The organism is Laceyella putida (assembly GCF_042665195.1).
Classification (GTDB): Bacteria; Bacillota; Bacilli; order Thermoactinomycetales; family Thermoactinomycetaceae; genus Laceyella; species Laceyella putida.
The window spans coordinates 117,819-132,075 of record NZ_JBHTBW010000020.1; the positions used below are offsets into that span (position 1 = coordinate 117,819).

Here is a 14,257-nt window from a genome sequence, read left to right on the forward strand (position 1 = left end):
AACCGTTCTGAGCAAATCGTTGCTTTGAACACAAAAAAGGCAGGAGTGGATTCACCCTGCCGATGTCATGAAGCAAAAGAGTTATTGTGCAACATTGGCCCAGCCGGCGACATACGTTGTCGCACTGACATCCTCCAGCTTGGTCAATTTGCTGCCATCTTCCTTGATGGTATAGATGGCTGTCCCCGTCGTCTTGGCCAGCTCCCCGGAAATGACCAAGGTGTCCCCATCGGGACTCCACGCCGAATCCCCGCCAAAGGTAAGGCCCGGGGTCACTTTCGTTTCCGCTCCACTTGCCACATCCACCGTATAGAGATCATTCACGTACTTTTGCAGACCGGCATCATAGTGGCGTCGGAAATAAGACACCTTATCCCCATCGGGAGACCAATGCACATCGTACTCGCTTTCCCCATTACTGGTCAAGGGTTTGACCATGTTGCCATTCAGGTCGATGATGTACAACTCTCCATAAACGGAGTCATGATCAGACTTTACCACCAACCGGGTGCCGTCCGGTGACCAGTCCAGGTCATCCACACTGCGGTACAGCGAGTTCTTCACGGTATCCGGGTCAAATAACTCCTTTTGCTCTCCCGTATTCCGGTCCAAGACATAAACATCTTTGCTGCCGTCCGGGTCTTGCTTGATAAACGCGATCTTGCTCCCATCCGTGGGAGAAAATCTGGGCTCAAATTTGTCTCGCGCATCATCATTGGCGATCATTTGCGGAAGCTCCGGACTCCCGATCTTTTTAATGAAAAGCGCATAATCTATCCCGCCATCCTGATCCAAATCATCCGTCTGGCCAAACATCACCACTTCCGTGCCATCGGGGGAAACGGAACCGAAATAGCGGCCCCTCAAGGTGGATTGGGAAAGATTCTCCTTTTGGCTGCCATCCGTGTTCATCATATAAACATTGGAAGGCCCCTCAACATCACTATTGTAGAAAATCTTCGGCGTCCGGGCCGCAGCCGACGCGGGCGCGCTCCATGCGGCAACAACCAGTCCAACGGTTAGCGCGGCAATGGCAACTTTTTTCATGAAGATCACTCCAAGTTGAAGTTTTGTCGCACACATAGGATTATTCGGAAGGATGTTTCGATTTTGTGTCTCTTTCTATAAAAAACCTGCTATCCAGACCCCAGATAGATATATCCGCAAAATCCGTCTTCTTTTTCACGATCCTGAATCAACAGGGACTTCAATCGCGAGAAGCCCCTATAATGAAAATGATTCCCCTTCATTTATTCCGAACCATTGCAGGTCGAGTGATTTATCCTGGATAATATATTTTATCTTGCTGACTCCAGACTCTATTCTATCGCCAAAATAAGTATCAATATCCATGTCTGAAGGATATTTCGGACCCGAAGTACGCAACCATTCTTCTACAAACACTTGTTGGATCATTTTCTTCTTCTCTTTTTTACCACGTATAATGAGATAGTCATAATCAGGAGCTTTAAAATCAATATGATATAACAAAAAAATATTTTTATCCTCTGGATGTGAAATGACTAAATCAGTAAATCGGTCTTCCGATTCCCAAGCCTGTTCGAACCTCTCTTCTACCTCTTTTGGATCATAAGGAATTTCTAATACATTCAAAATCCTTGCCAGCTGCCCCTCTAATGCGGTGATCTCATAAATGGGCCAGGTATGTTCAAACTGGCAATAGTCAGTTAGTTTGCTCAATCCCTTCAACTCCCTGCTAGCTTCTTATATATATTGGGATGTTTTTGTTTTACCAACTCTGGATATTGCTTAAAAACCAACTCCGGAAAATCGTCTATTCCCTTCCGAATCAACTTTCTACCCTTACTATCATACATGACAATGGTTACATTAGGGTGTTTTATTGAGAATTGCTCAATCACCCCTAAATATGGCTTCTTATTTCCATTCTTGTCAAAGACATATCTATTTACGCCACCACAACTTGGACAAACATCGTATTCAGAAAAAGCCTCAATATAATCTGTGTCTTGTCCCGGATTTCCATCACCCAACCGTTCCGATATTTCACTGAACACTTTGGGTTCAGTCAGTTCTTCACGGTATCCGGGTCAAACAACTCCTTTTGCTCTCCCGTGTTCCGGTCCAATACATAAACATCTTTGCTGCCGTCCAGGTCATGCTTGATAAACGCGATCTTGCTCCCATCCGTGGGAAAGAACCTGGGCTCAAACTTGTCTCGCGCATCATCATTGGCGATCATTTGCGGAGGCTCCGGGTTCCCGATTTTTTTGATGAAAAGCGCATAATCTAACCCGCCATCATGATCCAAATCATCTGTCTGGCCAAACATCACCACTTCCGTGCCATCGGGGGAAACTGATCCGAAATAGCGGCCTCTTAAGGACGATTGGGAAAGATTCTCCTTTTGGGTGCCATCCGTATTCATCATGTAAACATTGGAAGGCCCTTCAACATCACTGTTGTAGAAAATCTTCGGCGTCAGGGCGGCAGCCAATGCGGGCGCGTTCCAAGCGGCAACAGCCAGTCCAACGGTTAGCGCGGCAATGGCAACTTTTTTCATGAGATCACTCCAAGTTGAAGTTTTGTCGAAGACATAATATTATTTGTAATGGTGTTTCTATTTTGTTTCTTTTTATAAAAGCTTGGTATCCAGAACGAGTGGATGGCGAACCGGTTTTGATAATGACGAATCCATACAAAAAAGGACGCTTCATATGTGAAACATCCTTTTGTGTTTACCTTTTATCATAACGCGCTATGCTATTGTTCAGTATATTTTTCTTCCGTAGATCCCGACAACTCCATAATACCTCTCATATCTAACTGATAATCACTCATTATTTTAGGTACCCAGTTAAATTTAGCATCATGTAGTTTATTGGAAAAATCAGGTGTAAGTGTTCCTGCTGCAATCTTGGCCATGTGACCATATTTCCATAGACTCAATATCTTGGACTTCACTTGTGCTGTATACTCTTTTTTGAAACGAACGACAATACTGTCAAATTCTCCATCTGCTAAAAGCTGTATTAATATAAACGTATCAGGATCGACTTTCGCATCGCGAATTAAATAAGCATGATCTTCATCCCTGTTAAACCATTGCTCTTCAAAATCATCTATGTCATAAGGTAACTCTAACTCTCTTGCTAAATCACCGACAAAATCTGGTTCTAGATCGCGTGAAGGCAACGAAAATTGATATTGAATATAGTTATTATACTTATCCATTAATACTCATTCCCTTATACTACGGTTTAAATGGTTTTCCGCCTTTTAAAATCAGCTTTCTTCCTTCTGCATCATATACAACTACTTCAATATTTGGGTACATTTCACTGAACTGATCGATAACTCCATTATATACATCTTCACCTTCCTCCGTTATCAACTTTCTCCCTTGACCCTGACAACTTGCACATGCTCTTTTTTCTGTAAAAATAACTACTTGGCCTTTAGCATTTCTATTACCACCTAATTTACTCGCTAAATACTCAACTATTTTTACCTCTGAGTCTAATCCTCTATAATGTCCTATTTCTTTCGAGTTTCCCTTATAATCACTTGAAAATACATCTTCTTTTCCTTCTTTAGCTATAACTTTGACACAATTTCTTGTTAAAGAATATCAAACAATCGCAAAATCGATTAAATATATATCTAAACAAATAAATACATTACGAAAACATCATAATAATTCTATAATTATTACTATAGATAAGCAACGAGGTGTGAACATCATGATTCAGTTACAACGATACCAACAATATTCAAGAAAAGAAGTACATGATATATTTGACCCTTATTCCCCTTTCACTCCAAGCACCGGAACTTGGGGCATGCAAGGAATTGTGAAAATCCCCAATCGCTTGAAGGACTATGTATTCTTCGTAACGTTCGGACAAAAACAAGGAGACCATACATTTGATGAGAGCATTACGGAGGATGGCATACTTACTTGGCAATCACAGCCGAAGCAGGGTTTGCATGATCAATCCATTAGAGATTTTATCAGTCATGATCATCTTAACCACAACATCCATTTGTTTTTACGCACCCGCAAGATGGACAAAACAACGAATAAATCTATGCCCTACACTTATTTAGGCAGGCTCGCATACCTCTCCCATGATCCTGAGAGGGAAAAACCCGTTTACTTCAAATGGCAAATCCTAGATTGGGAAATCACGCCGGAATTAGCGAAAGAAATGAATTTAGAGATTACCAAAGTAGTCATGGATGAGCAAGATTATACCTACCGACAACAATTAGTGCAATCAGAACCACCGACTAACCAATCTGTGAAAGAGCATGCAAATCATTTTTCAGCACGTTTGGTAAACTACGCGGAAGAAAACCAAAAGAAGAGATCCATCGGACTAATAGGTGAACAACTGGTTTTGGAGCATGAAAAACGTCTGTTACGAGATGCAGGTAGGCATGATTTAGCAGATAAAGTTAGACATGTTTCTGTCATTGAGGGGGATGGGGCTGGTTATGACATTCTATCTTTCACACACGAAGGGCAAGAAAAATATATTGAGGTAAAAACAACATCTGGAGGAAAACATACACCTTTCTATATGACGATTAACGAGGTTAACTTCTCAAAAGCCTACGCAAACCAATATTATTTATATCGAGTCTATAATTTGAGGCCAGACATTAAGTCTCCGGAATTCTATATAATAAGGGGAGATATTTCATTACAAAAACAGTTGGTTGCCACTCAATTTAAAGTGTTTTAAACTGACTCAAAAATAAAAGAATCAAGGCTCTTACTACCCAATGTAAGAGCCTTTTATTATGGGTTATCTCAAGGATGCAAACCCTTCATAAATATGACCAATCCATGCTTCCTTCCCTTGGTCATCAATCAACACATATTTCTCGTGTATGTCAAATATCATCTGCTTTTTCCCATCCTTCGGGATCATCATCGTATTCTTTTTCGGTCAGTCTCCACAGTGCGTCAAATAGCGGTTTTGCCTCTTCGAAGTGCTCCGTCGGAATAAAATCACAATGGATCCACGGGAAATCGCTATTTCCGTTGGGATAGAGGGTTCCCAACAATTTCTCTCCGCACTTCAAGTAGTAAGCCATTTTTCTTGCACCCTCCCCCAGTCAATTAACCCTTATTAATGAACCAACTTCAACGCCACCACTGAAAACACAATCCCCAGGATGCCCCTATATCTCCTCCGTCACGGTTGCCGTATCACGCAATTGGTTCACGCCTCTACATTCATACCCACTTAGGCCTCTAAAGCAAACTTATATGATACCGAAATGTAAAGGGGATAGCCGCAAACCCCCATCCCCTACTGAATCCACTCCATAAACCGCCCAAATGCCTTCTGCACCTCAATCGTCTGCACTTTCACTTCATGATCCACCTTCACCGTATACCCCAGTCCAGCTTGGTAGCTCACCTCCACGATCCGCAAGTCCGGCGTAATCACTTGCAACAGCCCGCCCGAGGTGCGGAGGTCGCAAAACTGGTTGAACAGTTCCACCCGGTCTTGCTGCAACCCCGCCGTGGCAATGGTGGGCAAGGACTCTTTCCACTTGCCATTGATTTGGCGCAACAGGTCGTCGACCAACGAGAGCTCATCGTGCAAGACGGCGAGATAAAACTTCTGGGGCATCGCGTTCATTTTGCGGTGGAGCTTGTCTTTATAGCGCTTCAGGTTTTGCACCAGCAGGCGTTTGGCGTCGTTGTTGAGACTGAGCCGAATCTCCCGTTTGATTCCATAAGCCACTTGAACCCCTCCAAACTTTTCCATTTGTTTGATAGACTCAGTATAATGGCGTAAGCTCAAGGGGTTCAATCGATTATCGGAATTAGATCAAGTTCTTCGTTTTTCTTGGAATAAAGAGGAATGTCGAGTGATTTCCAGCACATCTCCGACGATGTTCTTGTAATTATCAGAAAATCAATTTACAATGATTGGTAAGTGGCGAGTCGCTGATTGAACGGATGAGGGGACGGGTGCAGATGGATTTTGCGCGGGTGGGACAATACATACGCAAGGTGCGCCAAGAGCGGAGGATGCGGCTGGATGACCTGGCCGATGAAGTGATTCCGCGGGCGACCCTGTCTGCGATCGAGCGGGGATTGACGCATAATGAGACGAAGGTACGTTATGTTTTGCGAAAGTTGGATGTCTCCCTGGCTGACTTATCCGAGAAGGAGAAGGAAGCGGAAGAGAAGCGGGAGTTGGATTTGCTGTTGATCGAGCAGCAAATGGATACTGACCCCGCCAAAGCATTAAAGTTGCTAGCTAAACTGCCTACAGGGTATCATGGTCCTTATTTTGATTATCTTAAAGGTCTTGGTTACTATAAATTAAAAAAATACGATCAAGCTGAACCCCAATTTGAACAAGTAATTAAAAAACTTGAATTACTCCCGGATTTAGCTCAAACCAATCTAGCTTCATGTGCCTATAATCACTTATCTATTATCAACTATTACCGCAAAAATAAAGAAAAAGCACTCTGTTATGTCAATGAGGGCATACACCTATTTGATCTACAAAGCGGCGTTCGTAAACCCTATTATGTTACTCTTCTGGTGAACAAGGCTATTTATCTCAGAAGTATGGGACAAGCAGAAAAAGCGATAGCCACACTAGAAAAAATAGAAGTGGATACTATAGATGTTAATATCGATGCCGCTTTAAGTTTATACGAAATTCAAGCCAAACTTAAAAAGGAAATTAAACTGTACGATGAAGCAATCACTTTTGCTAAAAAAGGACTTTATCTCGCCATTGTCAACCATACACATGAGCGGCAATTGGCATTGCTTATTACACTGGGAGATATCTACAAAGAGAAGAATAAATTGAATGAAGCTAAAAAATGCTTAGAAGCAGCGATCAAACTCAAAGAGCAAATTACAAGAAGGGATTGGTTGTTATTACATGCTTATTTGGAACTAGGGGATGTTTATTTCCGTCAACAACGTCTTCAAGAAGCCCAAAGTACATTTCAACACGCCGCTAAAATTGCGAAGAGTGAAAATAATATGCTAAAATATGCTCAAGCTTTGTTGTCTTTAGGCAAAACACTTATATCTGAAGGCAATTATGAAGATGCTCATAAATACTTTTTAGAAGTGTACAAACTCAACATCAAGGAAAACGACATTACAGCACAGTCCCTATACCATTTATCCCGGACATCTCTAATGATCGGTGACCAAGCCAACTACCAAGTTTACTCCCAGCAATATTTCAATCTCGAAGCACTTGGGAGGTGAAGGTGATGATTAAAAACATCTGCAAAAGCAATGACGATATAGATCCGGCAGACTAACATCGTTATCCACGCAATGAGTTTATTGCTTTGAATTTCTAGGAAAGTCGAGGTGAAAATAATGATGACTTTCCACATGCGAAGCAATGACGATGTTGATCCAAGTGGTGACTAACTGTTGGTAGCCCTAGGGCTACCTTTTTTATGCCCGCATTAAACGAGATGACCATTTGTGGAAAGCACTTATCAAGGAAACGCACCGGAAACCCAATTTCTTCAATCAGTGGTGTAACACTCCCAAGGCAAAAGCAATGCGGCATAAGTCGGTCATTGCAAAATCCCCTCGCATTAAAAATCAGATTCGAGTGCGCCGTCCAAACCAATAACCCAAGATCAATCCAATTGCAATGAAAAAGATAGAGAGAACGATGCTATAACTGTAAAACCGTTCCGGATTCTCACAAAAGCCATGAATATATTCCCACATGCTGCTACCCCCTTACAATTAGACTCTCGGTACATATGGCAATGGATCGGTTTGGCAGGGCTGAATTCGATATCGGAGAACGCATCATGGTTGGGTTGGCGATAAACACAAGCCGTTTGTGCCATGATACATTTCCCAGCCCTCTCTAAAGATTGGACTGCTTATTGTTAAATAAGCCCTTGGTTTCCCAAGAGCTTCGTTTTCTATATCTATGCACCCACTCATTCATCTACTGCACCTGCTCCACCACTTTTCCCGAAATCCAACCGACCACGCCCGAATCCGTCTCCACCTTATACCATGTGCGGCCGTCGTCGTCGGTGGCTTCTTCGCCCAGATACTGCACCGTCTCGTCTCCCTTGATCTCAGCGAGGGGCCTGGCGTCGAGGGAAGCGGATTCCCGGACATTGGCGCCGTTATGGTATTCGGACTTCAGCTTCAGTCTCGGCCCGGCTTCGGCGGCGCTTTCTTTTTCCATCTGTTCCAACATCGCCGTCAGCTGGGTGGCGGCTTGCTCCGAAGTGAGATATTCAGCGGAGAAGGCCTTGGTCACAATCCACTTATCCACCTGAATCCATTGGTTGCTGATGGCGGAAGTCGGCGCGAAATAGACGGACAGGAAAAGGACGACAGTCACTCCACCCAGGATCTGATGGTAGCGCCGGGTGACCAAGGTCCGGTTGCTGAAAGTTTGCGCCACCTTCTCGCCGGTGCCTTTGATGGTGACGAGCACCTTTTCGATGGTTTCTTCAATGGAGTGAATCCCGTGAAAATGCGTTTTGTCCCGTTTCCTCTGTTGAACGACGATGATGCCCAACACGACATACACGAGATGCGCCAGCACTTGCAACAGTAGCAAGACCAGCCATGTCACGAAGTGAACCAGGGAAGGAAAGTACTTGATGATGACTTTGCGTAGCAGGAATAATGGAACCAACAGGATGAGCAACCGAATGTGGGTCGGTATGCATAACCATAGCAAGATGAGGAATTCCATCATTGATCCCGTTCCTCTTCCATTTCTTCTTCCAACAGCTCATCAAGTCCATCCCACTCCGCATCCACCGGCTTCTCCTTCGCCTGTTCCAGTTGGAGTGGCTGTTCGCTTTGTTGCGTAAGGTCTCGCATCCCGACCAGCTTCATCGTGTTCATAATGTCATCAATATCGGCGTTGGGTGATTGGAGAATTCTTTCAACCGCCTCTTTCTGAAGCGACTTCAAATCATCCAGTTCTTTGAAGAGAAGGCCCATCAATTGTTGTTTGCTCGCCCCCTCAACGATTCCACCGTAAAGTCCATGTTTCTGCAAGGCTTCGAGCAATTTGGCTTTTTCTTCCGCTTCGATCTTTTTCTTGAGTTCTTGGTCTTCCAACGCATACTCTTGCTGCTGTTTTTCAAGCTCCCGCTTTTTTTCCTGTTCCAGCTTGGCATACTCGTACTGCTTCTTCAAATCTTCCATTTTTTTGTAGTGTTCCCAATCCTCTTCGCTCAAGCGCACATGGGCCAGCACTTGATTGACCGTCAAGCCGCGGCTTTCCAGGTTGCTGCGAATCTCGGAACGCTGGTCAATCTGCTGGATCACGGTTCTGACTTCTTTGAAGTCCTGCACCCCATACTCCGCCACCAAGGGTTGGATCCAATATGGCATGTTCCTGTCCAAGTAGCTCTGGAGATCGTTGATTTCATTTTGCACGACGGCGACCGGGTCTTTGACCGAGACCGACATCTGCAAGGTGACGCCAAAACTCTTCCCTGGGTCTTTTGATTGATACTCGCGCTCATGCTTATAGTCGAACGTCTGCCGCGCCACCTCAAAACGCAAGGTATAGTTTTTGGCGCGCAGTTCGGCGCGGGTGAGCTGTTCCCCATCTTGGACTAAGCGGTATTCCCCTTGCGTGTTTTTGTAGACATAGGCCAAGGTGTTGCTGGAGATGGGCTCTTTGGAAAACAAGCTGAATTTTACCGGTTCCACCTGTTTGATAATGACCATGCGGTTATCTCCTTTCTAGCTGATCAATGATTTATACGGTAGATAGAGTTCCTCGTCTTTGCGCAATCCTTTTTGGATGAAACGGACAATTCGGCTTTTGACCCCTTCATCCCCCTCCCGATAGACGCGGGCGAAGAGAGTGGCCAACCGCTCTTCCCGTTTAGGATTCCCGGAGGCGGCGAGCACCCAACGCTCCAACAGGATGTAAGTCGTGTTGCGGGAGATGCGATCCTGATAACAGAGACGGATGAAGCGAACCCAGAATTCCAGCGCCCCTTTGGAAGTGGTATCCAAGAATAAGGCCGGATGGCTCAGGAATACGGTTTGGGCGAACTTATAGGCATACGACTTGTCTTTGCCGGTGAGCCGTTTGAACCACTGAAGCCAGAACCGATAGTAGATGAGCTCATATCCGGGAATCTGCAAAGGCAAACCGCTGAGATTTTGCAGACTGCGCCCGATGGCATAACGCAACTTATAGCCAGTGGCATAAGCTTCTTCCAACAGTTTCAGGCTGTGCGGGAAATAGAGGGCCCCCGCTTGCGAGCCCAACAGCGCGATGGCTGTCCAGCGCAACCGCCCATTGCTGAATTGGCGCAACCACGATTGGATCAGCCGGAACACCACATGCGACCAATCCAGATCGAGGCTGAGCCACTCCAGCATCCTCACGACCAAGAATTGCTCTCTTTTGCTCTCCGACATGGCCCACGGCTGAATCAGGGCATGGCGGACCGAAGAGAAATCCCGCTTCAGCAAGGTGATAACCATCTGCGAGATCTGGTCTTCGGCCCAGCGATGCCCTTCCGCCAGCAATTGGTCAAACCATTCTTTCATTGCTTCGCGATAAGCGGGAAACTGCGTCCAAACGTACTCCCAGATGTAGGTGGCATCTGACTCGGAAGAAAGGAAGATTTGCTCCTGGAGTTCTTTGCCCACTTCCGTTACCTTCCATCCGGTCTTGACCGTGGCATGAAACATCAGCAAGCATTCGTCCCTGGCGATGTTGTGCAGGCGACCGTCCGCCTCTTTGCCGATTCGCTCCGCCAGGATCGATGCAAGCTGACGCGCTTTCGCGGTGATCGTATCGTAAGGTTGCCCTTGGAACAGGCTGACCGTCAGATAAAAAGCGATCTCTTCCAATGAACGCTCTTGCTTGAACCAACCATTCACCCGCCCTTGCACATTCTCACGCAATGATTCCATAAAGGCATGCTCATCCAGTTCCCCGCGCACCAACTTCCTGATGCGGGTGACGATTTCCGGCGCTTCCCGCGGCTGGGCGGGTTGGGGCAACTTCCCTTCCGCCGCTTGGTCCCTGATCCACTGGGTGATCTGTTCTTTCAGTCCGGCATCCTCTTCTTCCACATGATTAAGCAAAAGCTGTTCCGTATCTTCAGGCGGGCTCACCTTGACCGAATAAGGCAAAAAATGATCTCCCGGTTCATCGGTTGCGATGAAGAGGAAGTAAGCCCGTTTCTCCTTCAATTGCTTTATGTAAGTGTCCAACATCGATTCTGAAGCCGTTTGAAAGAATTGGGGCGAACCAATCTCAATGAGATATCCCGCCCGCTCTCGAAGAGGGTGTTGGAAAATCTGGTTGAAAGTGGCATCCTTTGACCACTCATGGACTTCCTCGATCCCTAAACGGGAAAACAAAGCCAACGCCGTGGAATATTTCCCCGTATGGTAAGGGTGGTGCAGATAAAGCAAATGATGATCGGTCAAACCCCGCTCCATCTTCCCGAACTCCGGTGGCGCGACAAACCGTTGGCTTGTTTTGCGCAAGGTGTCAGGATGGGTGCGGTACAGCAAGACGTTGGAGGTGTCGGACACGACCTCCAATTGTTTGAAAGAAGGGGACCGCTTGATCTCCAACTCCAGTTCATGGCCGTGCAAGTTCTCTCCGAGGTAAGTGGCCAATTCCGAAAAGCCTTCTTCCTGTGTGGCAAAGGAGGGAAGGTTCACCCATTGGATATCGCATAGGAAGAATTCCAGGTTGGCGGGAATGGGGGAACCATCCACCAACACCGGGATCACAAACTTGCTGTATGCCAGCGCCCGTTCCACTTCTTTCTGGACAAACTTGGCCTCGCCCACTTTCTCCGTGATCAGCACCACGACAGCAGCCGCTTTTTTGAGATTTTCCACGATCGCCGTCTGATAGTTTTTGCCGTAGGGAATATCCCGTGGCGCATACCAGCAACGGAGATTCCTGTTTTCCAGATATTCCACGATCGGGGCCATTTTGTATTGGTCATCAAACGCATAGCTGATAAAAACATATGGCCGTTCCTCCGCCATCGATCCACCTCGTCTCCCTTCAATTGATCCGATGATCCTCATCATTCTGACTGTCGAACTTCCTTACGAACATAGTTATTCAGTCTGAGTCGGGACGGATTCCCGCTTCACAATCTCGTAATCGATGGTTTTCCACATGTCGTATAATTGGATAATCGTGTCCCGATCATATTTTTTGTAGTTCTCCCCCACCAACTCCATTACGCGATCCAGCTCTTCCCATGAGACAAGGCATCCGTGAAGCTTCCGTTCTTCGTCCCGGGTCTTGTCCGGCGTAGGCGTGGGGTACACGTCCCAACCCCGCAGGTAATGAAAGGCATTCCAGCGACGGTGCTCCACCTCGGCCAGTTTCTCCAATTGATCACTGATTTCCAGCAGATACTCCTCCTTGCTGAGAACTTTTCCTTGCACCTTCTCGGCTTCATCCTTGGGCACCGCATCCAACCCGAGCAGCATGAGTTTGGTTAAAGCATGGTTGAATTGCGAGCGATTGGACTCCCGCTTAAAATCGGTGAGTTGTTCCCAACTGGGGAGATTGGCGGCGGCAGGACTCTCCCTCCGCTTTTGCTCCTGATACCGCTCGTGGATGAGTTTGGCCAACTTGTCCTGCTTCTCGTTGATGAACACCTCTTTGTTCAACACTTCATGGTAGTAACCGAAGCAGTACAGGTTCGCCAGTTCCTGCGTCTTTTGGTAAACCTGATAGCTGAGCAACCCTTCCTCTTTCACGTTGATAAAGATCGGCAGGTGATTCAATTGTTTTGACAAACGGATGCCTTCCATCATGTTCAAGTAATCATCACCCGTCGACAGAAAGACATGGGTAAAAGGCTGACCATCTTTAAACAACCACTCCAACGCTTGGGCGTGGATATCAAAGGCGCGGAAATGAAAGTCAGCGACATGGTGGCTCTTGGGATATGTGCGGAACCACAATTTCTTCACTTTCTCGATCTCTTTGTCCAACACGGTGATCGAAAGCTTGTTCTTGTTGTAAAAATGGGCGCGTTCCATCGCTTTGAGCGCCACTTGCTGGTTGGTCTCATCAAAACCGACAAACAGCAAATGCAACGCATCACCGGACGGGTCTTTCACCCACTCTTCATAATGAAGATACAGCGGATACGCATTTAATAGATTATCCGCGATTAAGCGGTGCGTATTGACGATTCGGACCACCGTCTCCTCGGCTTTGCTCATTTCTTTCTCAATTTCCTCATACAGGATGGTCGATTGTTGATCGGTTAAATGAAGAAGGATATTCAATGGCTCTCCGCTTCGGCGTTTCTCCCGAAAATAATCCCTGATGGAAATGAGTTCATCCAAGTTGGACGGGTCATCCTCATGGAACAGAATGCCATACCTGGCCCGGTGCAACCCGGCTGTCTCATACAAGTCATGATCCGTTTTGGTGCCAACCAACACCATGACCCCCAATTCATCCAGGTACTCCTTCTCGGAAGAGGCGAGCCCCTCCGTTAACAAAATAACCCGTTCCCCTTGATCACGCAGGTTTTGGAGCAAGATTTTGCTTTGTTGGTGATAACCGACGACCACATAGTGGTTACCCAACAACTTATAGAAGAAAAGCTTGATCGACTCATTGAAAAACGAATACGCAATTTGAAAGATGGTAGAAATCAGATAAAGAGCCGCGGACCATCTCGCAATCTCAATCGATAAGGGATATGCGACGAACTTGTCGCCCGATTTGGTAAAAACATTATCCACATCGATCATGAATAAGCGAAACGTGGAGTACAGCGCATTGATGAGGGGATAATCCTTATATGCGTAATGTTCGAAACCGTACACTCCCGTAAGCAGGGTGAGCAGAAACAGAAAAATCTGAAAAGAATACCGATTGGTTATGAGGAATATGAGCGAGAACAATAGCAAATAAGCCGTTAGCATGAGGGCCAAGTTCTCTTCCATGAGGTGATAGTGACTGGCTAAAATCCAAATCCCGACAGCCACCGGGATCATGATGAGGTAATAATACAAAAACAGCGTTTTATTTTTTCTTAGTCTCTCCACCATTTTTTCACCTGCAATAATAATGATAAAACCATTATACGTAAATCTATTTGCCATTGACATGCTACACATTGTATATTATGTTAAATTTCTAAATATAACAAGAGGGTTTCTTTCATGTCCATTTGTAGAGTAGGGAACTGAAACTTTTGGCGACCTTTCGGGTCGCCTTACTCATTTCAACTCCCCCTC

General features: G+C 45.8%; 14 protein-coding genes. 2 read left to right on the forward strand and 12 right to left on the reverse strand.

The window, feature by feature from the left end:
* Positions 1-81 precede the first annotated feature (81 nt).
* The 6 genes from ACFQNG_RS08355 to ACFQNG_RS08380 form a co-directional block, all read right to left on the reverse strand.
* Positions 82-1,047, reverse strand: coding sequence for a TolB family protein (locus ACFQNG_RS08355; RefSeq protein ID WP_379864456.1), 966 nt, complete (start codon positions 1,045-1,047; stop codon positions 82-84).
* Positions 1,048-1,224: 177 nt separating this feature from the next.
* Entirely contained in the window at positions 1,225-1,701 is a 477-nt protein-coding gene (locus tag ACFQNG_RS08360) for a hypothetical protein (protein WP_379864457.1), read from the reverse strand.
* Between the two features lie 5 nt (positions 1,702-1,706).
* A complete protein-coding gene (locus ACFQNG_RS08365) occupies positions 1,707-2,015 on the reverse strand; it encodes a hypothetical protein (RefSeq protein ID WP_379864458.1) in 309 nt (102 codons plus the stop codon).
* A 35-nt stretch (positions 2,016-2,050) separates the two neighbouring features.
* Positions 2,051-2,545, reverse strand: coding sequence for a TolB family protein (locus tag ACFQNG_RS08370; RefSeq protein WP_379864459.1), 495 nt, complete (start codon positions 2,543-2,545; stop codon positions 2,051-2,053).
* Between the two features lie 200 nt (positions 2,546-2,745).
* Complete coding sequence (locus tag ACFQNG_RS08375) at positions 2,746-3,216, reverse strand: hypothetical protein (RefSeq protein WP_379864460.1); 471 nt, start codon at positions 3,214-3,216, stop codon at positions 2,746-2,748.
* 19 nt (positions 3,217-3,235) lie between these two features.
* On the reverse strand, positions 3,236-3,583 hold the full coding sequence (locus tag ACFQNG_RS08380; RefSeq protein ID WP_379864477.1) for a deaminase domain-containing protein: 348 nt from the start codon (positions 3,581-3,583) through the stop codon (positions 3,236-3,238).
* Between the two features lie 142 nt (positions 3,584-3,725).
* Here ACFQNG_RS08380 and ACFQNG_RS08385 point away from each other — a divergent pair, with 142 nt between their 5' ends.
* Complete coding sequence (locus tag ACFQNG_RS08385) at positions 3,726-4,733, forward strand: DUF3427 domain-containing protein (protein ID WP_379864461.1); 1,008 nt, start codon at positions 3,726-3,728, stop codon at positions 4,731-4,733.
* A gap of 151 nt (positions 4,734-4,884) precedes the next feature.
* Here ACFQNG_RS08385 and ACFQNG_RS08390 read toward each other — a convergent pair whose 3' ends face one another.
* Positions 4,885-5,088: a hypothetical protein gene (locus ACFQNG_RS08390; protein ID WP_379864462.1), complete on the reverse strand. Its 204-nt coding sequence runs from the start codon at positions 5,086-5,088 to the stop codon at positions 4,885-4,887.
* A 218-nt stretch (positions 5,089-5,306) separates the two neighbouring features.
* Positions 5,307-5,747: a hypothetical protein gene (locus tag ACFQNG_RS08395; RefSeq protein ID WP_379864463.1), complete on the reverse strand. Its 441-nt coding sequence runs from the start codon at positions 5,745-5,747 to the stop codon at positions 5,307-5,309.
* A gap of 236 nt (positions 5,748-5,983) precedes the next feature.
* Here ACFQNG_RS08395 and ACFQNG_RS08400 point away from each other — a divergent pair, with 236 nt between their 5' ends.
* Positions 5,984-7,252 (forward strand): helix-turn-helix domain-containing protein, encoded by a 1,269-nt coding sequence (locus ACFQNG_RS08400; RefSeq protein WP_379864464.1) that lies wholly within the window; start codon positions 5,984-5,986, stop codon positions 7,250-7,252.
* A gap of 712 nt (positions 7,253-7,964) precedes the next feature.
* On the opposite strand, the gene ACFQNG_RS08405 is transcribed toward ACFQNG_RS08400, so the two are convergent.
* From ACFQNG_RS08405 to ACFQNG_RS08420, 4 genes are all read right to left on the reverse strand, one after another.
* The gene (locus ACFQNG_RS08405; RefSeq protein WP_379864465.1) at positions 7,965-8,735 is read right to left on the reverse strand and encodes an SH3 domain-containing protein; all 771 of its coding nucleotides are present in this window, start codon (positions 8,733-8,735) and stop codon (positions 7,965-7,967) included.
* Entirely contained in the window at positions 8,732-9,724 is a 993-nt protein-coding gene (locus ACFQNG_RS08410) for a hypothetical protein (RefSeq protein ID WP_379864466.1), read from the reverse strand. Before ACFQNG_RS08410 ends, ACFQNG_RS08405 begins: the two co-directional genes overlap by 4 nt.
* A gap of 15 nt (positions 9,725-9,739) precedes the next feature.
* Positions 9,740-12,028, reverse strand: coding sequence for a toll/interleukin-1 receptor domain-containing protein (locus tag ACFQNG_RS08415; protein ID WP_379864467.1), 2,289 nt, complete (start codon positions 12,026-12,028; stop codon positions 9,740-9,742).
* A 75-nt stretch (positions 12,029-12,103) separates the two neighbouring features.
* Complete coding sequence (locus ACFQNG_RS08420; RefSeq protein WP_379864468.1) at positions 12,104-14,065, reverse strand: hypothetical protein; 1,962 nt, start codon at positions 14,063-14,065, stop codon at positions 12,104-12,106.
* Positions 14,066-14,257 lie beyond the last annotated feature (192 nt).